Origin of the sequence: Candidatus Acidianus copahuensis (assembly GCF_000632495.1) — an archaeon.
GTDB lineage: Archaea > Thermoproteota > Thermoprotei_A > Sulfolobales > Sulfolobaceae > Acidianus > Acidianus copahuensis.
Genome location: NZ_JFZT01000021.1, coordinates 48,326 through 73,497 on the forward strand (window position 1 = coordinate 48,326; position 25,172 = coordinate 73,497).

Sequence of the window (25,172 nt, forward strand, 5' to 3'; positions counted from 1 at the left end):
GTATATATTTGTCTAAATTAGTTAATAAATGTTTCTCTTAGAATTATAGCGTTTTAGAAGATTTTAAATTTTTTAGAAGTTTTATGATTAGCTAAATTTTTTAAAAAAAGATTAAAAATAAATTTAACTAAATTTTCCTCCTTATTCTCTCTAGTCTAACCTCTTCGTCTAGTTTTGAGGCAAAATCATTAAACCACTTACTCATAAAGAACGTCTTAGATAAAGTGTCCATCCAACCTTCATAAGAGAATTTTACATTTATCTTCCTCTGTTGAGGTTTCAGTTCGATAACTAATTTTCCATTTCCCTTCCATCTACCAGCTTTTAGAATAAACGTATAGGTCACCGATTCGCTTCCTATGTAGTAATTTCCCTCTATATTAAATTGCATTCCCATGAACTTACCATTTGACTCAAATGAACCTTCCTTAAAGCGGGTATTCTTTATAGGAGGGAAAACCCTCGGTAAAACAAAGGTAGGATCGGAAAGAATAGTCTTTAAAGGTTCGAATTCATGGGGGTAAAGGATTTCTTTCTCCACTTGCATATATAACTACTTGAACGAAGGAATAAAAGTTTTATAATTATAATTTTAATAAGGCCTCGTTAAATGTGAATAAATTAAATCGGATTTTATGATAAAGGATAAATTTTCTTAAAAATCAGTCAATGTCTAAATCTTTGGATCTGACCTCCTCCCCGCTCTAAAGAGCGAGGCTTCCAGTTGTAATACAGTCTTTAAAGGTTCAGTCTTCATAGTCTAGTAAATATATTTTTTCCAAGAAATATGTACTAAAACATTAAATTAAAGTTCTCTATTGTAATACTGATTCTATAAGCCTATAAGGAATTTATATTTGCTTTCAGAAAATATGATATGGCAATATATCAGATTATAGGAGAAGATATGCAATACCTTCAGGCAGATCTCCTACCTCAAGATTTAATATATGGAGAGCCAGCTCATCTAGTTTCTAAGGACTTTACGGTCAGTTTTGAGATGAAAATGAGGGGAGGCTTGCTTAAGGCATTAGGGAGAGCGTTAACTGGATCGGACTTTTTTGTGACAGAAGTAAAAGGCCCGGGTAAAGTTACTTTCTCTGGTTTTTTACCAGGGAAAATAATAGAGATTCCATTAAACAATTCTTCACTATTGGTCGAGCATAGCTCGTTTTTAGCAGCAGAGAGCTCAGTGGAATATGGAGCCACATTAGCAAGACTTACTGCTGGAATTTTAGGAGGAGAAGGGTTATTTATGGCAAAATTTAGCGGTAGTGGAAGAGTATGGATTCATGCAGTAGGCGGGGTTATAACTAGATACTTGAATCCAGGAGAAAAGATCCAGATTGAGGCATCACACTTACTTGCGTTTAATGAAGGAATGAGATACGGTATAGCGAGAGTAGGTGGTCTAAAAACAATGTTACTATCTGGTCTTGAGGGAGAAGGAATATTTTTTGTAGAAATAGAGGGACCTGGTATGATATGGGCTCACGCGGTATCTAGACTTCAATTAGCAGCATCTATAGCCAAAATGATACCACATAGCTAAAGCTCTCTAAACAAAAAGAAATCTCTTTTCAATATATTTTTAACAAAAAAGTTCATATTAGTTAGAATTTTAGAGTAACGAAGTCGAACAATATCTTAAGGCTTGATCTTGAGAAATTGATGAGATTATATACATCTGATCCGAATAAGATCATAATGATAGATAACCAAGATATATGATATTAGTGCCCAAAATATAAGTTTTTGATTATAATTTTCATTTTTATGTAAATATTTATATTACGTCACAGTAGTTTAAACTTTTAATCTACATATATATTGCCTTATTATGGTCGCAATTATTGAAGTAGGTCTCACTAAGTTTGGCAAAAGAAAGGAATCCGTTTTGGACTTAGCTGCAGAAGCGTCAGTTGATATAATTAGAAAGCATTATGACGAGATCGACTTTGTAGTCGTCTCTAACAGTTATTCTGGAGAATTTAATTCAATTTCTGGAATAAACAATCTTCTTACTACCTATCTGTCGATTGACAGCGTCCCTTCAGTTAGAGTTGATAATACTAGTGGGAGTGGAGGAACGGCTCTTTTAATAGCAAAAACCATAATAGATTCTGGATTAGCTAAAAGAGTTCTAGTAGTTGGAGTAGAGAAGATGTCTGAAAAGAACACTAAACACGTGACTTCTATTATAGCTTCTCTCTTACCTAGAGAAGAGAGGGATGTTGGTCTAACTTTACCTTCATTGGCTGGCCTTATGGCAAAAGAATACGTTTCAAGGTATAATGCAAAAAGAGAAGGGATAGCGATGGTAGCAGTAAAAAATCACAGAAATGGTTCTATGAACCCTTATGCACATATACAGAAAGAAGTTAGCCTAGATGAGGTCCTTAGATCTCCTATGATAGCTGAACCATTAACACTGTACGAATTCACTCCAATAAGTGATGGGGCAGCTGCAATTCTACTCACAAAAGATGAAGAGGCGGAGAGTTTTACAAAGAAGCCTGTATACATTAAAGGAACAAAGATTTCGTCTGACACAAGTAACATTTCTTCTAGAGAAGACATCTTATCTTTGAGGGCAGTAAGGAATTCAGGCAAAATCATAAAGGAAAAGGTAGATTTTGCAGAACTTCACGACATGGCAACGATTTTGGAAATAGTTGAAGCAGAAGAACTCGGACTTCTAAAAAAGGGAGAAGGATGGAAAGCCTATATTGAAGGAGATACCGACATAGATGGAGAAATTCCGATAAACACAAGTGGGGGACTTAACTCAAAAGGGCATCCAATTGGGGCTAGCGGGATAGCCCAGGCAGTAGAATGCTTTCTCCAAATAAGAGGAGACGCAGGCCAAAGGCAAGTAAAGGAACATAGATTAGGATTATCGCTTAGTATGGCTGGTTTTGGAAATTCTGTATCTGTTATAATCTATGGTGATGAACCTTGATGAAGTGTAATAATTGTGGTTATATATCATTCACAAGAAGATATATTTGTCCAGTTTGTAGGTCTACTTCCTTTATTAAAGACGAAGTGAGTTTAAGCGAAAAGATATGTTGGAAATTATATGCGACTCCAGAAGGTTTTCCAGAAAAATACACTCTATGCTTAGTTGAGGACAAAGGAGTCAAGGGATTTAAGAGAATTGAAAATATTTAAACTTTGTTCGAAAACTGATTACATGGCTAAACTAATAGCAACTTTGGGAACATCTCCTGGAGGAGTAGTTGAAACGTTTAATTTCCTTGTTAAAGAAATGAATGAAGAAATTACAGATATATATATAATCACTACAGAAGATAAATCAGTAAAGAAGGCATGGGAAGTCGTAAAGATTCTCTTTACTTGCTGTGTTAAGCAAGAATTTCCACAAATTCAGATTGCTGAAATTCCAAGCGGAATAAGGGATATAGAGTCACCTGAAGATTTAAGGAGGTTTATGGAAACGTTATCTGGAAAAATAGAGAAAAATGACTTTGTAGATATTACTGGAGGAAGAAAAGGAATGAGCGTTGCAGCAGCACTTATGGCTCGCGAAGCTGAAGCAAAAATTATTACGTCAATAATTCCTCAATCTGAGTACAAAGAGATAAATGAAAGATTATCAAAAATTAGTAACATTCCTCAAATAAATGAAACTAATTGCCCAGAAACATTGAAAGAAGATTATTGTAACATGATAAGTAAAAATGCTAAGACAATACTATTTGATCTATGAGAAGAAGAGAGATATAAAAAAGGAAAAGTGTAGCGATAGAAAACCAATTTATCCTCAAACACTATTGGTCAAAAATTTTATAACATTCTAGGAAATGTGAAAATAGAGCCAAAGAGGTAGTAGAACTATTGTGATGAGTCTTCTATTCGATGAAATAGTTTCATGCAATAGATGTGAACTAAGAAACTTCTCTAAGCAAATTGCCGAAAGAAGAGTAAGGAGATTCCATTCATGGGATTATTGGGGAAAACCTTTACCGGGCTTTGGAGATGAAAAGGCAAAACTTCTGATCGTTGGTCTTGCCCCAGCTGCTCATGGAGGGAACAGAACGGGTAGAGTCTTTACGGGAGATTCTTCAGGTGAATGGGTAATAAAGGGACTCTACGAACTAGGTCTTTCAAACTTGGAGAAGTCAACCTCAAAAGAAGACCAACTAGTCCTACGAGGAGTATATTTGACAAATTCCGTAAAATGTGTTCCTCCAAAGAATAAACCAAATTCCATAGAAATATTGATCTGTCGTCCTTTTTTAGAGAGGGAAATTTCCATGCTAAATGAATTAAAAGTGATCCTAGTCCTAGGAAGAATAGCCTTTTCCTCAGTTGTTAGTGTGCTAAAACTGGAATGTAGTTTTTCTCACGGCAAAGTTTGTGAAGGGCCAATAACACTAGTTTCAAGTTATCACCCAAGTATGCAAAACACTAGAACTGGAAGGTTAACTTGGGATAGTTGGATTGAGGTTCTCAGAAAAGCAAAGGTTCTTGCCGGTCTCTAATAGAAATTCCTAGATTTTCTAACAACCACGTGTCTATAGAAAAATCATAGTACTTTCCTTTCACCGGGACTACTGAACCTCCTAGTATTTCGGATAATTTATAACAAAGATCAGTAAACGAAATTCTTTTTCCTCCCACGTTAACTATTCCCCTCGCATCAAGTTTTATGAGCTTAGATATTATTTCAGAGAATTCCTTAACTGATATTGGAGAAAGGAAAAAGTCATCATTACAATTGGCTTTATGCCTTTTGAGCAATGACCTTATAAAAGGTCTTATTATTCCATCATAAGTCATCGAGTAAATGGCCCCAGCTCTTACTATTAGGTAATTTCCAAGAGATGCTATACCAGTCTCGCCGGCTAATTTAGTCATACCGAAGTAATTTATTGGCGATGGAGTAGAGCTTTCAGAGTAATATCCATTTTTTCCATCAAATATAAGATAACTGGAAATGTATACATTAAGTGCGCCTAATTTATTTGCGTTCCTTGCCACATTTATTGCAAACCAAACGTTATTGTTCCACATGGTTGATTTGTTATCTTTTGCTTCAAGTGTGTGAATAACCACTCTGGGTTTAAGTTCTATAACTCTTTTTGGCGTATCTATTATAGAAACTTCATCATCAAGATATAAAGCTAAATTTCTTGCTAATTCTCCTTCATCTGTTACGGCAATCATTTGAATACATGAGACTATTAACTAAAAATATCTATGTTAAGATCTAGAACCATTTGTTCTTAATTATTCCATAATATTAAGAAATGATGCATAAATAGGATACTCTTTAGAGTATACAAAAGTTACTATACTTCCATATTTTTAAATAACAATATTAATTATCTAGAAAATTGAAATCTATATCGGAAATTAGAATAAACTAATTTTATATAGTACGTTAATTTCCGGTGAACTATTCGATAGTTTTGACCATTAATGATAAAATCTTAATAACCGCGTTTATTATGACCTAACTGAACTATTTATCATGATTTGGCGACACTATCAACTACTCTGATCTTTCGGTTTTACTTTGAAAGTTGTGGTTACGTCGCAGACCGCAATTTAGTTGGTTCCATTAACGTTTTGTCCCGTCCGGTGTGGGGTCACCTTAGATCCTGTGGAGTTGACCCCTCTTAAAGCCAAGGCAAGAGTTAACGATGAAGCAGGAAGCTCTGCACTGAAGTGCGGAGCGGATCACTTTCTCGCTAATAGGAAATGCCTTATTTAATTAGGTACATTTATATTTCAAAAATTCCTCTTTTATTATCATAAAGATAAAAATTGAGAAAAAGTTTTTATTAACACCATAAAGTTTATAATTTAAGCATATCATTCCTAAATAGAAAAGTTCTATGAAGAGGACATTGGCTTTATTTCTCTTTGTAGTATCAATTATTATTATCGGGTCAATTACTGTTTCACTAACTTATGTTCATATATTATCTTTCAAGAAAACATCCAAACCAACTGTTCAGCCAATAGTTCAATTTGAGGAAAACCCTAATCATATCTATATTATTAATGTATCTACTGGTATTTTTAAGGATAATGTAGATTGGGCAATTATAGTTCCCCCAAGCATTGTAGGAAATATGTTAATACTAACAACATCAGGTCCTATGAATATGTCCAGTAGAGGTCTTGAGGAGAATATAGGTAGTGTAGTAGCAATAAATTTGATCACTGGAAAATTGATGTGGGAAGTACAATTTCCTAATCAAATCATGACTCAACCAATCATAGTAAATAACACTATTATAGTTGGTCTAGGAAATAATGAGTTTCCTAACTACTATAACATTTCTTCGCTAACAGGAGGAGTGATAAGGGGTACAGGTGTAAATTGTTTAGTAGCATTAAACTTAGCTGGAAAAATTTTGTGGAGATTTCCGACTTCTGGTGAGGATATGCCAACTCCAGTCTACTATAATGGAAATATAATAGAAGCTAATGGAAACGATCAAGTATTTTCTCTAACTATTAAAGGAAATTTGAGTTGGATAGAAAATATAAGCTCTTACGTTAGCATGTCTTCTCCAGTACTAGTAAATGGAACGATCTATTTTGGCGGTGCGCATCCATATACATTTTATGCAGTAAATGCTAGCAATGGGAAAATATTATGGCAGGATTCATTAAACGCTACAGGAGGTCTTGATGACTCTTCTCCGGCTTACGCTAACGGAATTGTTGTAACATCATACACTAGGTTAATAGATGAAAACACTAGCTTAGCTAATTACTTAACTGGAATAAATTCTAGTAATGGTAAGTTAATTTGGACTGTTTATGAAGGCGATGGTTCTATACCCCCAAATCTAGAATCTCCCCCACCTACGATTTACGATGATATTGTGTTTCACGACACTCCTACCAATGGCACTCTATATGCAGTTAATTTAACTAATGGAAATATCCTCTGGACTTTCTACACAGGGCCTACAACAGCAAATGCCAATATCCTCGAGGGCAAGTATGTTGTTATCCTTAATGGTCAAGGGGAACTTTTCGTACTGTCTTTAAATGGGACGTTTGTAAAAGAAATTAATACGGAAATTATGTCAGGACCAGGAAACGTAATAGTAACAAACAATACATTGATATTGTGGGGATTAAATGGTATAATTGAGACAATTCCAATAAACTATATTATTTAAGGTGAAATTAAATATAAGTCTTGAAAAAGTTTAATTTTATTTATAAAATTTTTAATATAAAAAATATAAAACATAAATGATACATAGCACAGATCTAAAGGTCTAGTTAGTTCACCTTTAAATCTATTATACTTGTAAAGCTTGTGTTAGGCTGTGTTATATAGGGTTCTCACGAGTTCACCTAGATTTTTGCTACCTGCATCCCAGATAATATTAACAAGTTTTTTAAAATATTTTATGTGTAGATTCTTTGTGTATACTTTAATGTGATCTACAAATAAGGAATCTCTCAGTCCATTGTATGTATTTTAAATTAAAGTTATATTTTTTTAAAAAAAATTTTGAGAACTATAGAGAGGCGAGGTTAGATCAGAATTTCTGAAATTCTCTACTTGAGAAGAAATAGGAACTATCATAAGTAGTCCTCTCAACTTATACTCAAACTAATTATGAGCCCATAAGTACTTTCTTAGTTTAGTTTTATATAATATTATATCTATGGAATATTCTTTCACTAGTAAGTAAAAAATTCATTATGTAACGTCTATATAAACTTATGTTAGAAAACATTTATCGTAATACTAATAAATGTCCACTTGGCATATAAAATATCATGGATAGATTTGATGGATACAGTACTTTAGAGATTTATCTTAAACATAGAAAAAAAAGAACACAATTAGAAATATTGCTTGAAGTTGTTATGTGCAGTAACAATCAATCAATAACTAGAATAATGTATTGTGCGGGATTAAGTTATCCCCTGGTAAAGAAGTACTTAGGCACCGCTTCAGAAAATGGACTTGTTGAATTTAATGGGAAAACATATTTGCTTACAGAAAAAGGAAAGAGTTTATTAAAGGCCTACTCAGATTTTAGTCGGCTTGTTAAAGAAGTAAAGGTAATTGAAAATAATATCAACAGTTTATTGAATAAAATCTAATTTCATTATAATTCTAATAAAAAATCTTTATATTTTTGAAATAAGAATAAAATTAGAATTATTGCCTAATAAAACAAGGAATAATATAGTCTAATTATCTCTTCAGGGATTAAGAGGACTGAAGATCAAGGTAAGAATGGATATCTTAGGGACATGATCTAATTGTGGTATAGTCTCAAGAAAGCACAACTAACGCATTTTCAATTGTCCTAATTGTGATTATGAGGCTAATTTGGTTGTTAGCGCTTTATAAATATGTTTAAAGGCTAATCAACACGTTAATATGACTTCGGATATTCTTAACGAGTAATTCTAAGAATTATCTAACACGAGACATACTTGACATCCTCACCCCAATGAAGTGGAGTGCGTCCGACTGAGAGTGGGATTAAGAGGTGATGATAACGCTATCTCGCCACATCAAGTTATGTAGCTTGTAGACATAACAGGTGTTCATGAAGCACAACTTGAGGTTTGAGAGGTAATTATAGATATATTTAAGAACCTTCTCCCTCTCATCCCTCTCCATGAAACGCCACTTCGTCGTATGTATAGAGAAGAGAGATAAGAAAACTCCTTTGTATTTTCATTCAGTGAAAGATCTTGATTCTCTCTATTTCCCTCTTCCTTATGCTTTTGATCATGAAATATCGGTATTAGATCAAATGTGGAGGTTTTCTCAATATAAATATATAGTAAGATAAAATTATGTAATATTCGCATATAAATAGTATAAGTTAAAAAGAGTTCTAACTTCTCGAATATAACACAGTTTCCTTTGATGAGACGTTAGAGATAACAAAGATAGGATGAGGACATATAATATAAATAGTTAGATGATAGTTATTGTTTCCATTAATTCTGTATATAGATTATTTTCAATCAAAGCCATATAGATCATTACAAGAAGTAATAGAAACTACATTTTATGTAAAAGATTTTTAAGATAAAATTTTCAAAATAAGGGCAAATCACGTTAAAGTTGTCATCGTTCAGTCTGATTTTTACGGAAAATAGAATCTCGATAAGGCAACCGGATGGAATTTTCTAGTTAAAGAACATACACGTGTATCTATTCCTCTTTGATTTGGAGGAAGCTCGTTCTTACCCTTTCTATCCAATTCATTTTAAGAAACATATGATTGAAGGATAATTTTATATAAAATTTAAGTGGTAATTCCCTTCCAATTATAACAAAACAATTAGTATGCTTATCCTGTAACAATATGCTTTCGCTTTATCGTATTTTAGATAAATCTTTATTGTAGTCCTATTTTGACTTAAAAACCATTATTCATAAAATATTAACTATATTATCTATATTTTACTGTAATAATACTATATAAAAATAAGAGCTAAATTTAAGTTAAAGCAACCATATCGTTCATTTTTATTCAATAGAATTTAAAATTAAAATATCTATTCAAGTGGAAAAAATGATTATAAATAAGTATTAGAAAGATTTTAATCACCAAAAGATATTTTAAGGAATATGGGTAGAAAGAGGGACAAATTTGATATTATATATAGTATATTTAAAGCGTCCAAGACAGGAGTAAAAAAATCAAAACTAGCGAATTTGGCAAATTTGAGTTATGAACTGAAGAAAAAGTATCTTTTAACGCTAATAAACGCCGGATATATGGTGGAAAGGGATGGAATGTACTATCTAACAAATAAAGGCCAAGAATACCTGAAACAAATTGAACTATATTTGCTTTATAAGAAGAAACTTCAGGAAATATTAGATGATATACTTGGAGAGATTCGGGATTTTAATTAAGGATAGGATATTTTAAAAAAATCTACTATAGTATATATTCTTAGTAAATATCATCTTATCAATCACTAATAAAATTTTACATGAAAATTTCATCATAAAAAATTTGATATTTGAACCCATTAGTGTAGTTAACGTATTTCCTTTATCTGAATTTTGATGGATATCACGTTTGGCTGTATAATAATGGAAATTTATAGATTTGATGATTGTTGATAATTTTTATTATCGATAAGAACTAATTTAATATTTCTGATTAGATTAAAATTTTTTATCTTAAAATAACACAAAACATGAATAAATAATGGTATTATCAATATTTCTTATAAGAGACAAAATCCCTTATTTTTTCCGCAGATCTGGCTTTTGATAAGAAGGTAATACTTTATACTTATATACTACAATCGAAATAGTCCAGACTGAGGCGAATGTTCCGACAATAACTAAGCCAATGTAGCTCCATGATGTATTACTATTTATCCATGCTATCAAATTCCAAAAGCCACCATATAGATCTATCTCGGATTGCAATAAACCTAAAAGCTCTAATGAACCGATTAAGAAAGCTACTAGTATCGATGATACTGTCATAGTTAGATTGTACCATATTTTCTTAATTGGATCTCCTAAAAATGCCCATCTATAAGCGGTGTTCATGAAGAATCCGTCAGTAGAGTCTACTAATACCATTCCAGCAGTAAATAGTAAAGGAAAAACTAAAATATATGAAGGAGATATATTGATAAATATACCTTCAGAGGTAGCTGTTAACGCTAATAATGCTGTTTCTGAAGCTGTATCGAAACCTAATCCAAAAAGAAATCCAATGGGATACATATAATACTGGTTTTTAATAATGGAGAAGAATCTTCTGAAATATCTATTCATTAGACCCTTCCTATTTAATGTCTCTTCTATTCTTTGCTCATTTATATTGCCTTTCACGCTTTGTTTATATAATCGGTAGATTTCTAATCCCACAAAAAAATTTAATGACCCAAGAATGTATAAAACGCCCCCACTAATGAGTGTTCCTAAAATCGAACCTATATTCTCTAGTGTAGGCATATTAGATTTAATGGCTGCACCTGTAATTATGATGGCAATAGATAATAACAAAACTACTGTAGAGTGACCTAGGGAAAAGAATGTTCCGGTTAATAGTGAAGGTCTCTTTTCCTGTGTTAATTTTCTAGTAGCGTTATCTATTGCTGCTATGTGATCGGCATCGACAGCATGTCTAAGGCCAAACATAAAAGCTAAACTACCTAGGGAAAAGAAGGATGCTTTTGAGCTTATGGTATCTGAATTTACCTGAATTAAGGAAAGGAAAAGAAATACAATAATTAAAATATTTATAAAATAAAATAACACAATTACCATTTTAGTCCTGAAATTTAGTTTTGATAACATGTATCTGGATAGCCTATCCATATATTTAAGTTTTCTGATTTTGTGTGTCATTTTTAAAAATATTTTAAAGAAATTAATTAGAAAATATTATAGAAAGAATATTTAAATATAAGATATTCTCTTCTTATAAACAAAAATGATAATAAAATCTAATGTTATTCAAAGCAATCCTTTTAATTTGGAGTTGTGAAAGGGAATAGATGATACGCGTCCTAATTGCTCTTTTAACTATAATCATTTTTCTAAGTTCTTTTTCATTAGAAAGTATTTCATCTTCTCAAAGTTCTTATTATATACAAACAACTTCACCTGTTTACTCAATTCTTCCAGGTTCACACTTTATCCAACCATTAAATCGTAGTACAGAATTATACATAGGAGTGTTATTATCGCTTAGAAATACATCAGGATTAACGTCACTCCTTAATTTTATCTACGGTTCTAAGCAATACTATCACCATTGGTTATCTCCCATGTCCTTTGATAATCAATTTTATCCTAAGCGATCCTATGTTAATAATCTTATTTCATATCTTGAATCATATAATCTAAGTTATAGTGGAGAATTTGGAGATAATCTAGTTTTAATATTTAATGGGAGCGTGGAATCTGTGGAAAGTGCATTTCACACATATATTAATGTATACTACTATCCATTCACGACAATCTACTGGTTTGGTCTTCCAGGAATTACAAATATACAGCCGTTCTATTATTATGCGAACAACGTTACCGCATCTGTACCATATAATGTTGGAAAATTCATCTTAGGAATAGTTGGACTAAATAGTTTCGATCCTCATTTGTATTCTGCAATATCTCAAGATTGGAAAGCTAATATTGTTAAATATAACGCAACAGACAGTTCTCTGATTTCCAAGATTGTAATATCTCCTTTGACAATTCAGCGTTACTTCAATTTTACTCAGGCTTATCAAAACGGTTATACAGGGAAAGGAAGTACAATAGCTATAGAGGGAGTTCCAGAGGAATACATTAATAACTCCGACATATACGCATTTTGGAATCTATATAACGTGCAAAGAACCGGAACATTTAGCGTTGTCGAGTTTGGAAATGATACGTCGGGTGGTCAGTCTGGAGAAAACGAATTAGACGCTGAATGGGCAGGAGCTTTCTCTCCAGGAGCTAACCTTTATGTAGTCTTCAGCAACGGATATGTAGGAGGGGTATCATTAGTAGGTTACCTATTAAATTACTGGTATGAACTATATTATATGATCAATGTTCTAAATCCCACTGAGATCTCTATTTCAGTTACGGTACCTGAATCATACTTAGCAGCCTATTATCCAGCTATGCTTCAGTTTATACATCAGATCATGGAACAGGCTGCAGTTGAGGGAATTTCTGTGTTAGCTGCCTCTGGGGATTGGGGATTTGAAAGCGACCATCCTCCTCCCAACTTTATAATAGACACCTATAATACAATTTGGTATCCAGAGACGGACCCCTATGTCACTTCAGTAGGAGGGATTTTCATTTCGGTAAATTCTTCCGGAAATATTACTAGAATAACTGGATGGGATTATAGTACTGGTGGAAATAGCGTAGTGTTTCCGGCTCAAAGTTACGAACTAACCTCTATTATTCCTGATACTCCAAAGCTTGTAAGAACTTATCCTGATATAGCTTTTGTTAGTGCTGGAGGGTTTAACATACCGGAATTTGGCTTTGGTTTACCATTAATATTTCAAGGTCAGTTATTCCTATGGTACGGTACAAGTGGAGCTGCGCCAGTAACTGCAGCGATGGTTTCATTGACTGCTCAAAGGCTTGGTTCGCTCAATTTTGCGCTATATAGCATATCATATCAGGGTAAGATATTTACTCCTAATGGTTATATTCAGGGAATGAAGGCTTGGATCCCAATTACTACAGGGGGTAATCCAACTCCTGCTCACTATGGATGGAATTATGTAACAGGTCCTGGAACGTATAATGCGTATGCAATGATTTACGACTTAATTTTATATAGCGAAACATAATAGATCCATCTATTCAATAATTCTTTTTTTTTTTTTGTAAAACTTATTTAATTTTAGATTAGATATTAATCTATTTTATAAAAATCTTTACATTTATAAAATTACTATTAGTAACGGTTAAATTGATTGAAAAATTTTATCCATTACTCGTCGAGTTTTGCATCTTTCAACAATATTTTTCTCTAGTAAATATTATTTTAATAAAAAAGTTTAATCCAATAAATTATTAAAAACTCTATCTAAGAGTAATCAAGGATGTTAGTAGGCCTAACAGAAACTTACCATTATCCGTCTTAGTAGTGGAGAATGCTATTAGTCAAACTTATCAGACCTTAAAAAAACATTGTGGGCTCTATAAGCAAAAGTTCTAATTATACCAAAACCTGGTGGAGAAACCTCTAGGATTTTAGAGTACTCTTCCATATCTACTCTGCGCAAAGCGTCGTTATCTGCCCTTAAAGCTACTTTACTGTTAGTCAGCGTAATTATTAGGTCGTTTAAATCCTCTGGTCTATGAGTTGCTAAGATTGTGCCTATTCCTCTGACCCTTCCTAATCTCATTATTTTATTTATTAGTCTTTCCAAACTTTCCTTTCCCTCCTCATTTTTCCTACTCTGTGGGAAATATTCATGTGCCTCATCGAACATCATAATATAAGGTAGAATCTCTTTCCCTTGTTTGTATGCGTTATCTTTAAGCTTAAATATTCTGTTCATAATGATGTATGCAGCTGTTACCGACGCGTCGATTCCTCTTTCCATAATCCATCTTAAATCAACCGTTATCTTTTCCTTGAGCAATTCCTCGTAACTAGGTTCATCAAGTTCGATGGACTTGTGTTGGAGTGTCATCCCAGGATCAGAAAGCTTAATCTTTAAGTCTAATATTCTCATCTCTTGAATTATCTTAACAGCTCTCTCAATATTACTAAGAGTATATTGGTGGATATTAACATGTAAATTATCTTTACCTTCCTTCTCAATTGTTTCCCAGTTACTAATGTTGTCAACTATCGCATTATCTATAATGAGCTTGAAGAAGTAAGCTCCTTGAGGTGAAAATAAGGTAGAGATATCCGCTAAATCTTTTGCCACTTTACTAAATTTAAATCCCATTAAAGTCACTTTAAATTTCTTCTCACCTGAGGAGAACGTTAATGTCTGTCCATCTACGTTTACTAAATCTCTCTCTATATTTATGTCGACAGAACTTCTTCCGAAGACCAACTTTAGGAATGGGACTATTCCCATTTTTGCGTAATCTTCACTCATAGGTATGACTATCCTTCCTCCTTCTCTTATAGCTGTACGAATGTAGTCTCCTTGAATATCAAAGGCTATTAATGGGATATCGGACTTACTATATATCGTTTTTAAAAGGTTAGTTTTTCCCGATCCTGTTGTTCCTATTACAAGTATATGGTGACTTAACATTTCCTTAGAGATCCTAGCTTCAACGTTTTCTCTCCTCCTATATCCCTCAACTACTTTGCCTATTTCAATTCCGTCAATTGGTAAACCTAACATAGTCTTCACGAAATCGTCGTTTGGTAAAAAGACTGGAGACTGAGGATCAATAGGAGACGAAGGAGGGACTACTTCCTTCACGCCATTTTCATCAATGAGCTCAGAAATTAACTCTACTTTTATCCTTAGTGGGGTTGCAACAGATGATGGATCTTCATTGACGCTTAGGGCCGGAACTCTCGATAAAGACATTAAATCTTCTCTACTAACCTCCTTAATCCTTCCTAGGATAAGCGTTCCAGGTATTAAAAGGGATAATCCTAAAAATGAATCCACTATTAACCTTGACTCTAAATAGTTCTCGAATGGTATTTCGACTTCAACTTCTTTATTATTTTCTCCATGAGAAATAGGGCTAACTCTAGAGGCTATTCCAACTACTTTTCCGTAGTTATTTGCCCTTAGCTTTGCCTCAGATATCATGTTCTCTAATTTCCTCTGAGGCTTCCCAGAACTTTCCCCAGTCATCATACGAAACACCTATTTTACTTCCTAGAATGAAAGATAAAATGAAAATTGAGGCGCTAAGCCTCTTAGAGATCCTGTCTGCTATTTCAATGAAGTCCGGAATTCCTCTAACTCCTGATCTATCAATAGTAGTGTTAACCCCTTTGCAAAGAATGTCAAGGTTTGTTGACTCAACTCTAAAGACAGAATTTCTAACTTTGACATATACCATATATCTAACCAAAGAACCCCAATTTTCCTTTAGAATAGGAGTTATAAAGGGATCTTCTCCTTTTTGACTAATTATTTCAATAGCCTTAGTATCAGGTGGCCTTATCTTAGAAAACTTCTTAATAATTTGATTAAATTCTTTGACCTTGGATAACTTATAACTCATGTCCAATCTCTTTACAACTCCTATTAAAGTTGGGAAGTAATTTACTCTATCATTAATTAATTTCTCAAAAGCACTCTTATACTCTTCAGAAAGGAACGTTAGATTAGGACCTGGGATAACTGGACCATCTACAATGGTAATTGATGAGGATTTAGATATCGCATAGTTTTCTAATGAGATCCTAAGCTCATCTGAGATATTGTCATCCTTATAGTTTTGGTCATAAGGTATTCCTGCAGGGCTAGTAACTTTTACATATGAGGAGATAATATTGTCCCGAGATATATTTTCTAATACTGATGACGAAGCCTTTAATGCAAGGAACTGAGTAGGGATAACTTGAGGTATAGCTAAAGTAAAGTTTGGATCGCTCATGAAAAGAGATCCCATATATACTCTAACTCCCTTAATCGTAATCATTCTTGAAGAGCTATCTAAATAGGAGAAGTTAGTAAGAGTACTATGTTCTTCGCAGTAACCTAAGATCTCAATTTCGCTTGATTCGTTTTCTTGGGAAAAGTTTTCAGGAGGACCTATATAACCCAACTCCTTATCCATTTTAGCTATGATATCCAATAAAGAGGATATTACATGATGGGACTCCACACTATTAAGGAGGTAATACACATTTATATAGAATACTCTAACTCCTCGTATATGGAAAGAGGGATTTTATTTTCTCTAATCTGTAGATAGGTTATAGTAGTTGATCTAGATTTAGGAAGCAGAATAGTGAATATTAGCATTAGATTATTTTTAAAAATGATAAATACTAGAAGGCAATCACTAGATTAAATAGATTTGTTCAATATATTCATTATTTATTTCATGGATTAACGTATTGATAAAGTATTCATATTGTTTGTTATATATTTCGTCGTTTCTCTCCTTTTTTATACATCCATAATCCTCAATGCAAACTTTATTTCTTTTTCTAGCTTCGATTGATCCGAAGATTTTGTGGAAAAGTTTAACATCTGCAAAATCGTCGTATAAAATACCTCCGTAAAATCTTAAAAGGTTCCTATAGGTTCTTTCATTCCTTTCCCTTATTTTCTCTTCAACGTTTACTAGGTATGATCTTAACGGAAGGGGTAAACTCTTCATAACATCATCTAGATAGTTCACCATTTCATTGAAGTTATATTCAATTTTTGAGTTTATTATCTTTAATATTAATCTTTTAGTTAATTCTATGTTTTGGTTTAACTTTGGATCTCCAGGATTTACTACGTCAAATTCCCCGTGATAGTGTAGCATAGAATAGCTTCCTATGTTTACGCTAGGTATACCACTTTTAACATAAGAATAACTGTCCGTGTAAATCTCTGGGATTTCTAGGACGTTTACTTCATTTTCAATTAATCCTCTTAGCCCTGGAGTTAACTTTACTGTCAAACTATCTTCCGCTAAATTATCCATGTTAATGTTTAGCAGAACATTATCTGTACGTATTCCGTGTAAGAACTTCCTCGAGCCATAAGACCAAGAAAAGGGAGAGAAGCCAAGAGAACCTGACTCTTCAGCGGTGAAGGAAATTAGGTGAGTCTCATAAAGATCAGATGTCAATTCAGGTAAAATTGATACCGCTAGTAAGTTATCCCTTTCTCCGGCTAACCAATGATCGTGATGAGCGGTTACGTGAATTTCCTCATTGTATTTAGCGTTCTTTATTCCCTCTACTATGTAACCAGTTGATTGGTTGAATTCGGAATCCGCAAGTAGTCGACATTTTCCCTTAACGAGTTGAAAGTCAGATAGTTTAACATATATCGCTGGAATATAGGGAGGAGGGCTCGGTTTAGTACTTAATAGATTTCCATTTTTTATTACGAATCTTCTGATTTCGTCATCTAAGGAGAACACAACGGAATTACATCCCTTCTCAATGGCCTCTTCGTAATACTTATTAACTTCAAAAAGATTATTTATTTTAACTTTTAGCATTTTGTTATTACATAATTCGTAACTTTCTGAGACTTCCGTCTCTAGATCGACAGAAGGAGAATATGGAAAAAGTGAGGCATCTATTTTCCTTCCGCTACATTCTAAAATCAAATCTCTCTGCTTCCAGTTCATAACCATTATAGGGGTAACTCTAACCTCATCGCTGACTTCATGAAAGAAGGCTTTGATCTTGTCAATTATTTTTCCTTCCTCCTTTGAACCTGTGATGATCTCTCCTTCAGTTGAGAGAAGTTTAAGACGTTCAAATACCATATCTAATTTTAATAAGTTGGGATTTATGAGCTTAAATGTATGTAAGGGAAATACTCTTCTTTTTAATCATTATTAAAAAGTTATAGTTAATGTAGATATTCTTTTTAAATCAATTCTCCTTATTTTCTTTTATCTTTTTACTTACTTCTTTTAGTATCTCTTCGCTTTCCGGAAATCTTCCCTCTTTGAATCTAGAAAATATAAGATTTCCATCTACATAAACGTCAAATATTCCTCTATTTCCCTGGACAAGAGTAACGTCTGCCTCCTCAAAGTATGAGAGTAAGTCCTTTGATAAGTTTAGTGCTCTATCTAAATACTTACAAGGTCTACAGTAGACAATTCTTATATTAACTCTCCTTTGCAACTCTTCTTTCTTGTTTATGTATTTTTCTGGACTTTCCCTAAACTCGTTTAAACAATCGGTAGAACAAAAATAATAAGTCTTCCCATTGTAATCTAACTTCAGATCACTAACTTCTACCTCCATCTTACATACGGGGTCAATCATACTATTAACTTCGTATAGGCTAAAATAAGTTTTAGCATAATGTTTCAAGAACTCTTTTTATATGGCAAGCCTAAGCATCAGTTTGTCAGTTATAAAGGAGGAAAAAGTAGTAATGTTGTTCTCGATCAAGGGAGACATGTTCATAGAGACACCAAGGATGTTATATCGGTCTTATAACGGGCTTAAGTAGTGGTATCTGTAATTATTTTTAGTCCAAAAAAGCTAAATCGCTCAGGTAGAATTTAGATCTGTATCGTTTTGGAATTCAAGGAGATCTACCTTGATTGGTGTAAAATAGGAAGTTTGATCTTTCTCGATATATAGCTCTACGATGCTTTTTAAAGTTCTTTTCATAGATGAGAATAACTGTTCGTTTTTGGGACTAGGTGTCTTTTAAGCGATTCTTTTTAACTCTTGATGTGTGTTGGACTTAGCGTAATTTACGACAGGACTATGTAAAGAGAAAAGAAACATAAAATATGCAAAGAGAAAAAAGTAGGAAGAGGGAAAAACAAAGATCAATATGAAGTAAGCCATTGAAGAAAAGTTAAGGACATAGCACAATTCAAAAGCAAATGGAGGGATATCATGTCTTAGCCTTACACGATGTAAACGTAAGAGGGCTATAGAGATATCTAGCTGATGTTGATCTTTAAGCTAAAACAACGAAAACGGAAAGCTTGCTCATCGATAAGGACATCATCAGAGGAACTTAAGTACTTGATAGCGACAAAATAGCTAAAACAACTACACGTTGTCTTTTAGCGTTAACTTATATTTGATATGATGAAACTCATGATCAGACAAAAGAACTTCTTTTAAGGCGGATAAACCGTGTTCTTTGAGATCCGATGTAAAAGTGAGTTCAGATTTTCTTCTTCCTTCACATATTTCTCTATATACCGAATCCCTCATATCCCCCATCTCTCTAACTAAGACCTTTAACGAGGAATCCTCTAACCCCAAGCTTTCAGCCATAAATCTAGCTTCTCTAAGTAATTTTCTAAAGCTATGAAAGCTATTAGCTTCCTGCGCTTCCTTATACACTTCGAACAAATTTTGTGCTACCATAAATCTAGAACCATAGAGTTTAGGTAATTCCGTTATATTATTTTTCCTTTTTACAATTGTGGCAAATATGGTATTTCTATTCACTTTGGGACATCCATGAACATCCATGTCCCTGATTTTACCTAAAGATTTAAGGATTCCCTTACTAATTTCCAATATTTCATAGTTTAAGTGTAATGGATACAACGTCTTAGCTACTACGTAAAATCTTCTAATCTCAAGTCTACTATCATGTATTCCCTTAGGAGACATTCCTACTATCTTATTGAAGGCCCTTAGATGTTGATTTGCATACTCCTCAGGTCTCTTCAATTCTCTCCCCAACAATTTTAGCGATTTCGTCTTTAACTACCTCATAGGTTCTTCCTGTGTCAATTAATATTCCGTCTTGGAGCAGTCTTCTAAGATTTTCTTGGAATGTATCTAAGTATTGAATATATGATGAGAATAGGTCCTCATTAATGCATATGTCTATTCCAGAGCTTAATGGATCTAAGTTTCCCTTCTTTCTCAATATTCTCCTAATAATCTCAACAGAATTTGACACTAGACCTAAGCTTAGATAGGGTTTAGGGAGTACATTTAACGTATCCCTCATCCAGCTTTCCTCTAAACCCCTAGCTAGACCCCAAGCCATCAAGGTGGAGGTGTATCCATCAGCCAGGGCAATAAATCCTGACTTCACCATTGGCTTGATAACGTTTTCTAGCTGATCTGCTAGATCAGTTACATAAGAGAGGAAAAGCGTCCTTCTTTGAAATACTATATCTCTTTTCTTCTTTGATATCGGTTCCCCCATAAGTTTGGATAAACCTAGGCCAAAAGTTACTACTCCATATCCTTCTTCTTCGAGAAAAGTCTTAAGCGCGTTAGCGTGAATAGTCCTACCAGAACCCTCTGAACCTTCTAAGGCGATTATCTTTCCTTCCATAGCAACTCACTCACTGTATTTCTGATCTCCATTTGTATTTCTCTTGGAGATCTATTTCCATCGATTATCACGAATTCCTCCTCTTTAGCAAATTTATCATACACTTCTAATACCATTCCTTGATACTTAAGGAATCCATCTTCTGGAGTTAGCTCAGGGAAGACGTCGGAACCAGCTTCTTGAGGTTTTATTCCCCTTCTACTTCCTGTAAGTCTCTTTAACGCAATTTCTGGAGAAACTCTAATAAAGAAAGTTACATCGGGTTTTTTTGCGAAGGAATACAATCTTTTAACCCAATTCAAGTTAACTCCTCTCACTGTGTCCCTAGCATAGGCTGTGTAAATGTATCTATCAGACACAACTGTAAAACCTGACAAGAACATTGGAAGGATAAGCCTTTCATATCTATCAGCAAAATCGGTAGCGTGGATGAGACTAAAGGTTAAGGGCGTTAGTAAACTCTTCTTTTTGGCCTCTTTTATTACTTCATGTATCCACTCTGATGAGTTCCATTCCGTTAGATATGAATCTACTCTAGCCTCTAACCAGTCCTTTAATAGCTTAGCCTGACTGGATTTTCCAGAACCGTCAATTCCTTCAAAGGCTATTATATGGCCTGCCATTAATACACACCTATCGGGAACATCTTGACCACTTTTTTTACTTCTTTTGACATTTCTCTAACCTTATCTAGTTTAGTATCTCCTATTCCTAGCTTTTGTAGGTCTTTTTTCTTCACTTTAGAGGATGCTCCTTTACATATAGCTGAAATTAAGCCTAAATCCCTCTTACTAAATCCCGGAACTAATGCTTTAAGCAAGTATTTATAACATGTGTCAAATGGATCTCCCCAGCCTGCTTCCTTGAATAAATGCGATATATAAGCGGAAATTCCAGCCAACTCAGATCCCGTTATTTTTTCAGCCTCAAGCCAGATATCTGAAGGAGGTTTAAGGTTCATGAAGTCTGCCATCGCCCATAACCAGCTGTTTCTCATATCAATAAGAGAGATCTCTTCCCCCCTCATTATCTTCCCCTCTCTCATTCCGAACTCGGATACCATTATGTTTTGGGAATCAAAAAAAGTCGTTAATTCCTCCATGACAAGGAGGGATGCCTTAACTGTTAAAGCTCTCTCTTTTCCTATCCCGGGAAAGGATGCTATTTCCTCTGGGTTCATGGTCCAAATACTCTTAGCTAAAGATGATATTTTATCTCTTGGTATTACATAACCATGCACATGATTAAATTTTACATTATCCATTTGCATAATAAATCTCCCAACAGATCTTACGTTTCCACCTGAACCTATTAATGTGGGAGGAATCCATATAGGGAGCGAGTAAAGGTAACCTCTAATTTCCTTTCTCATTTCCTCTTGATTTTTATAGAGTTTTGTTAGTCTCAAGGCGCCTAAAGGAAAATGAAATATTTTTCCAAGAGATCTATTCTTTACATAAGCAATTTCTAAGGAACCTCCTCCTAACTCAAAGATTATTCCATCCGAAAAAGGTAAGGAATTTAATGCGCCTAAAGCTGCTAATCTACCTTCTTCTTCACCCGGTAGAATTTCCACGTCCCATCCCAGTGATTTGGACAGTCTTTTAGCCACCTCCTCACCATTTCTGGCCAATCTAAATGCACTAGTTCCTAAAGGATAAACAGTCTCTATCCCTCTTCTTTCTAATACATCTCTAAACTTAGCCATAATTTTTTCGGCATTCTGAACTTTATCCTCCTTTATATCACCTCCCTCGTCTACACCCTCTCCCAATCTAGTAAAGTTCTTCATGCTTCCCAATGTTCTAAAGGAATTTCTAGAATTTCTCTGAAATAATGATAGTCTAATGGAATTATATCCAAGATCTATTACAGCTATTTCTTCCATCTAAATCAGCTTCATGACCTTTTGGGTCAGCAGAAGCTCTAGTTCAGCCTTATTCTCGACTTGATCAATTTCTACTACTGCTACCCCTCCCTTTTTGAGTTCAACTTGACTTTGCGTTAATGCCTTTATAAGTTTAGATAAGGAGGGCTCATGTCCAACAACTAGAATAGTACCCTGTTTCTCCCTTAACTTTTGAGCGAACTCTGTAGGGTCTTTATCTGGGAGTAGATCGTCAATGGTCTCTGCCTTAAGTTCGAGTCCTAGTTCTTCTAGAATAACTTCAGCTGACTGAACTGCCCTTAAGAGAGGGCTAATTAGGACTTGATCTATTTCGTAACCCATTTCCTCAATAAAGTTTGCGACTCTCCTCATTTGCTTAACTCCTTTCTTAACTATCTTTCTATTTTCATCTGATATGCCGTCAACTTCAGGTTCACTCTCACCATGTCTCACGATTAGAATAACAGTCATGCAATACATAGAGATCATGAATATAAAAGAATTGCTTGGAAAAACAGATCGAGGTTCTAACATGTAAGATATCAAGGAAAATAGCAAAAAAGAGATCCTTTGCCGAAGAATTTATGGGAAAATACAGGGGATTAAACTTCAGAAGAAAAATATTGATGGTTCCCTTGTCTGTTTTGCAGGTCAATATAGAATAGTTTTAATGCAGTACTACCGTAAAGTTAAACAGTCGTTAAATACTAAATACTTTAAATTAGGGACGTTGATATTAAAAACTTTAAATTCTTTCACAGAGTAACTTTATAGAAAAATATATAAACTCTTTTGCTATTTTCATTTGTGCCACTAATGAAGGGCATATGAGCCCCACGAAGTGGTACAGAGCACATGAAGCAATAAATGAGTCGATAGATAAATAAATGAATTGATAGACAAAGAATTTGATGTAATATACAATATATGATATCGTCGATTCCTTAATGAATATTTTTTTATTTGTATGTTGTATTGTTGAACAAATCTGAAGTTTCTTAGGCTGATAATGATCAGTTCAATATTCTCTTATTTCATGTGTAATTTATTAAAGATTGAAAAACGTACTGAATAAGGAAACAGTATCCATTGACTATGGAGTTTAAGTACGGTGGAAAAGCTTTATATATTATGTTTACCTAATTACTACTGACAATATATGTCATCGTATAATACATTAACCTTAAAGAATGCAAAAAAAGTAGTCAAATTAGATAGGGAATACTCTATCGTACAGTGAAAGAGGGAGAAAGAGATGATCTCTTTCACTGTATTCTATAAACCCCTATCTATGCATATCGATGTTCAGTGTAAGGAGAGTAGGAATGTTAACTTAGATTTTAAGCCTATAGTTCTGAGAAAATTTGATAGAAGAGACGATTGCCTAGTAGTATCTGTTTCTGAATTATTAAGAACTTCGAAGCGCGTAACTTCAACTCTGGACCTTACATCAGAGACCGCTGAGGATAGCATTTTGAGCGAGTTCAACTTAAAAAGGCCATCCAATTCAATATGCCTTAACATAGCCAATATTAAGTTATGTGGAAGGCCAGATTTTCAGATCGAAACAGGAAAAGAAATAATTTATGGAGAAATCAAAACAAGCAAAAAATATTCTATATGGAGTTTTAATTGGCTGAAACATAAAGGAAAACCCGTTATAGTTGATGATAAGATTCAAGATATCTTTTTGACTGGCATAATCCAAAGCTCTCTCTATTCCCTTCTTGACGATCTATCTAACAATAGGGGTAAGGAAACTCTACATAGCTCTTTCATCTTTGGAAGCAAGGTTGAAAGTAAGGCTTATTACTTCTCCCTGAAGGCAGGACTTGCCAACAAGACTGTTTTAAACTCATTTGTAGAAAGCAGGGTGAGAAAAATTGTTACTAGCAGAAGTGTCAGTTTCCCCACAATCTAACGCCATACTTCCACCCTTTACGTCAAAGGTGGGAAAAACTATGCTGAAAAATCCTCCAGTGACAGTGTCAGTCTCTCCTCTAAAGCGTAGAGGTGAGTACTTGATAAAGATGTCAAAATTACCGATATATCTTCAGGCCGAAGAAGGAGAAATCTATAAGTTCGAGGTAGGAGGAAAGGAAGAGGAAGTAATCAAAGTTCTGTCGAATTTGGAAAGTAGGGAGATCTTTAATGCCGAGTGGAGAGTTGTGGACGTTAACATAAGTAAGGTAAAAGTTACGGATTGTAACAGCTTTGAGCTTATCATAGGAACTCCAGCGCTCCTCGTCGATCCCTGGGAGAAAACTAAGAGAAAGAGATTCACAAATAGACCTTCCGTGGTATTTTTTACTAATATACTCGAAGTAAAGGGAATTACTAGAGAAATGGCAAGCGAGTTTCTAAATTTAATTGATTCATCCCTCTGGGAAGAACCATCAAACATGACATTTAGAAAGGTGTATTATGAGGATAAAGAAGTGGTAGGACTTTATGGGAAGTTAAGGTATTCTATATGCAGATCTAACGACCTTGTAAAGGAAATCTTAGAAAACGCAATAGCTAGAGGTATAGGTTCGTCAAGGAAAAACGGATTTGGAAGAGTGGAGGTCAGATGCTTGTGAAAATTTCCTGTCCATTATGCGACTTCAAAACTTCTTCCAAGAGGTCTTATAATGGGCATCTATGGAAGCACTTAATAACTTCCTGTCCAGTGTGCGGGAAGAAGTTAAAGAATGGAAACTATAGGGAACTTAGAAAGCACCTTTTAAGGACAAGAGACGACGAGCATAAACTATTAAAAAAGAAACTAGCGACTGGAATAATTATGGAGAAAGGTATTAGTAAAATAATCCATGAATATCAGTAATAATTTAATTGATAATATAATATTTATTTTTTGTGT

At 34.0% G+C, this 25,172-nt stretch carries 24 protein-coding genes; 12 read left to right on the plus strand and 12 right to left on the minus strand.

Translation table 11 applies throughout. The features are described 5' to 3' along the window. Positions 1-127 precede the first annotated feature (127 nt). Positions 128-547, minus strand: a complete 420-nt coding sequence (locus tag CM19_RS03565; RefSeq protein ID WP_048099085.1) for a DUF3211 domain-containing protein — start codon at positions 545-547, stop codon at positions 128-130. Between the two features lie 330 nt (positions 548-877). Here CM19_RS03565 and CM19_RS03570 point away from each other — a divergent pair, with 330 nt between their 5' ends. The 5 genes from CM19_RS03570 (at position 878) to CM19_RS03590 (ending at position 4,508) form a co-directional block, all read left to right on the plus strand. Continuing rightward, positions 878-1,552, plus strand: a complete 675-nt coding sequence (locus CM19_RS03570) for a TIGR00266 family protein (protein WP_048099086.1) — start codon at positions 878-880, stop codon at positions 1,550-1,552. A gap of 288 nt (positions 1,553-1,840) precedes the next feature. After that, positions 1,841-2,962 (plus strand): thiolase family protein, encoded by a 1,122-nt coding sequence (locus CM19_RS03575; RefSeq protein WP_048099087.1) that lies wholly within the window; start codon positions 1,841-1,843, stop codon positions 2,960-2,962. Then, positions 2,962-3,174: a zinc ribbon domain-containing protein gene (locus CM19_RS03580; RefSeq protein WP_048099088.1), complete on the plus strand. Its 213-nt coding sequence runs from the start codon at positions 2,962-2,964 to the stop codon at positions 3,172-3,174. The genes CM19_RS03575 and CM19_RS03580 overlap by 1 nt, the downstream gene beginning before the upstream one ends. A gap of 22 nt (positions 3,175-3,196) precedes the next feature. Beyond that, entirely contained in the window at positions 3,197-3,733 is a 537-nt protein-coding gene (crn1, locus tag CM19_RS03585; protein WP_048099089.1) for a CRISPR-associated ring nuclease Crn1, read from the plus strand. Between the two features lie 133 nt (positions 3,734-3,866). Continuing rightward, positions 3,867-4,508, plus strand: a complete 642-nt coding sequence (locus CM19_RS03590) for a uracil-DNA glycosylase (RefSeq protein WP_048099090.1) — start codon at positions 3,867-3,869, stop codon at positions 4,506-4,508. Here the strand turns inward: CM19_RS03590 and CM19_RS03595 are convergent. Continuing rightward, on the minus strand, positions 4,477-5,193 hold the full coding sequence (locus CM19_RS03595; protein WP_048099091.1) for a sugar nucleotide-binding protein: 717 nt from the start codon (positions 5,191-5,193) through the stop codon (positions 4,477-4,479). The two genes, CM19_RS03590 and CM19_RS03595, sit on opposite strands and share 32 nt — an antisense overlap. A 674-nt stretch (positions 5,194-5,867) precedes the next feature. Here CM19_RS03595 and CM19_RS03600 point away from each other — a divergent pair. The 3 genes from CM19_RS03600 (at position 5,868) to CM19_RS03615 (ending at position 9,898) form a co-directional block, all read left to right on the plus strand. Continuing rightward, complete coding sequence (locus CM19_RS03600; RefSeq protein ID WP_048099092.1) at positions 5,868-7,172, plus strand: outer membrane protein assembly factor BamB family protein; 1,305 nt, start codon at positions 5,868-5,870, stop codon at positions 7,170-7,172. Positions 7,173-7,785: 613 nt separating this feature from the next. Further along, positions 7,786-8,115 (plus strand): Sso10a family chromatin protein, encoded by a 330-nt coding sequence (locus CM19_RS03605; protein ID WP_048099093.1) that lies wholly within the window; start codon positions 7,786-7,788, stop codon positions 8,113-8,115. 1,492 nt (positions 8,116-9,607) lie between these two features. Beyond that, positions 9,608-9,898 carry an Sso10a family chromatin protein gene (locus CM19_RS03615; RefSeq protein ID WP_048099095.1) on the plus strand — a complete coding sequence of 97 codons (291 nt, stop codon included), beginning with the start codon at positions 9,608-9,610 and terminating at the stop codon, positions 9,896-9,898. Between the two features lie 339 nt (positions 9,899-10,237). Here the strand turns inward: CM19_RS03615 and CM19_RS03620 are convergent, their stop codons facing one another. Beyond that, the gene (locus CM19_RS03620; RefSeq protein WP_420804710.1) at positions 10,238-11,308 is read right to left on the minus strand and encodes a HoxN/HupN/NixA family nickel/cobalt transporter; all 1,071 of its coding nucleotides are present in this window, start codon (positions 11,306-11,308) and stop codon (positions 10,238-10,240) included. Positions 11,309-11,508: 200 nt separating this feature from the next. On the opposite strand from CM19_RS03620, the gene CM19_RS03625 reads away from it, so the two are divergent. Further along, positions 11,509-13,317, plus strand: coding sequence for a S53 family peptidase (locus tag CM19_RS03625; RefSeq protein WP_048099097.1), 1,809 nt, complete (start codon positions 11,509-11,511; stop codon positions 13,315-13,317). A gap of 312 nt (positions 13,318-13,629) precedes the next feature. Here CM19_RS03625 and CM19_RS03630 read toward each other — a convergent pair whose 3' ends face one another. The 9 genes from CM19_RS03630 to sixA form a co-directional block, all read right to left on the minus strand. Next, positions 13,630-15,315 (minus strand): ATP-binding protein, encoded by a 1,686-nt coding sequence (locus CM19_RS03630; RefSeq protein WP_048099098.1) that lies wholly within the window; start codon positions 15,313-15,315, stop codon positions 13,630-13,632. Next, complete coding sequence (locus tag CM19_RS03635) at positions 15,257-16,294, minus strand: DNA double-strand break repair nuclease NurA (protein ID WP_052349435.1); 1,038 nt, start codon at positions 16,292-16,294, stop codon at positions 15,257-15,259. The genes CM19_RS03630 and CM19_RS03635 overlap by 59 nt, the downstream gene beginning before the upstream one ends. 180 nt (positions 16,295-16,474) lie before the next feature. Continuing rightward, complete coding sequence (locus CM19_RS03640) at positions 16,475-17,908, minus strand: M28 family peptidase (RefSeq protein ID WP_048099099.1); 1,434 nt, start codon at positions 17,906-17,908, stop codon at positions 16,475-16,477. A gap of 109 nt (positions 17,909-18,017) precedes the next feature. Then, positions 18,018-18,419, minus strand: coding sequence for a SelT/SelW/SelH family protein (locus CM19_RS13520; protein ID WP_048099100.1), 402 nt, complete (start codon positions 18,417-18,419; stop codon positions 18,018-18,020). Between the two features lie 747 nt (positions 18,420-19,166). Next, positions 19,167-19,802 carry a hypothetical protein gene (locus CM19_RS03650; RefSeq protein ID WP_052349436.1) on the minus strand — a complete coding sequence of 212 codons (636 nt, stop codon included), beginning with the start codon at positions 19,800-19,802 and terminating at the stop codon, positions 19,167-19,169. Next, positions 19,789-20,421 carry a dTMP kinase gene (locus tag CM19_RS03655; protein ID WP_048099101.1) on the minus strand — a complete coding sequence of 211 codons (633 nt, stop codon included), beginning with the start codon at positions 20,419-20,421 and terminating at the stop codon, positions 19,789-19,791. The genes CM19_RS03650 and CM19_RS03655 overlap by 14 nt, the downstream gene beginning before the upstream one ends. Then, entirely contained in the window at positions 20,406-21,044 is a 639-nt protein-coding gene (gene tmk / locus CM19_RS03660) for a dTMP kinase (protein WP_048099102.1), read from the minus strand. The genes CM19_RS03655 and tmk overlap by 16 nt, the downstream gene beginning before the upstream one ends. Then, positions 21,044-22,309 (minus strand): Ppx/GppA phosphatase family protein, encoded by a 1,266-nt coding sequence (locus CM19_RS03665; RefSeq protein ID WP_048099103.1) that lies wholly within the window; start codon positions 22,307-22,309, stop codon positions 21,044-21,046. The genes tmk and CM19_RS03665 overlap by 1 nt, the downstream gene beginning before the upstream one ends. Next, positions 22,310-22,780 (minus strand): phosphohistidine phosphatase SixA, encoded by a 471-nt coding sequence (sixA, locus tag CM19_RS03670; protein WP_048099104.1) that lies wholly within the window; start codon positions 22,778-22,780, stop codon positions 22,310-22,312. Between the two features lie 784 nt (positions 22,781-23,564). Here sixA and CM19_RS03675 point away from each other — a divergent pair. Genes CM19_RS03675 through CM19_RS03685 form a run of 3 tightly spaced genes read left to right on the plus strand, consistent with a single transcriptional unit; the run spans position 23,565 to position 25,136 of the window. Continuing rightward, the gene (locus tag CM19_RS03675; protein WP_150111370.1) at positions 23,565-24,230 is read left to right on the plus strand and encodes a hypothetical protein; all 666 of its coding nucleotides are present in this window, start codon (positions 23,565-23,567) and stop codon (positions 24,228-24,230) included. Continuing rightward, on the plus strand, positions 24,193-24,891 hold the full coding sequence (locus CM19_RS12495) for a hypothetical protein (RefSeq protein ID WP_052349437.1): 699 nt from the start codon (positions 24,193-24,195) through the stop codon (positions 24,889-24,891). Before CM19_RS03675 ends, CM19_RS12495 begins: the two co-directional genes overlap by 38 nt. Beyond that, positions 24,888-25,136, plus strand: a complete 249-nt coding sequence (locus CM19_RS03685) for a hypothetical protein (protein WP_150111371.1) — start codon at positions 24,888-24,890, stop codon at positions 25,134-25,136. Before CM19_RS12495 ends, CM19_RS03685 begins: the two co-directional genes overlap by 4 nt. Positions 25,137-25,172: the final 36 nt, after the last annotated feature.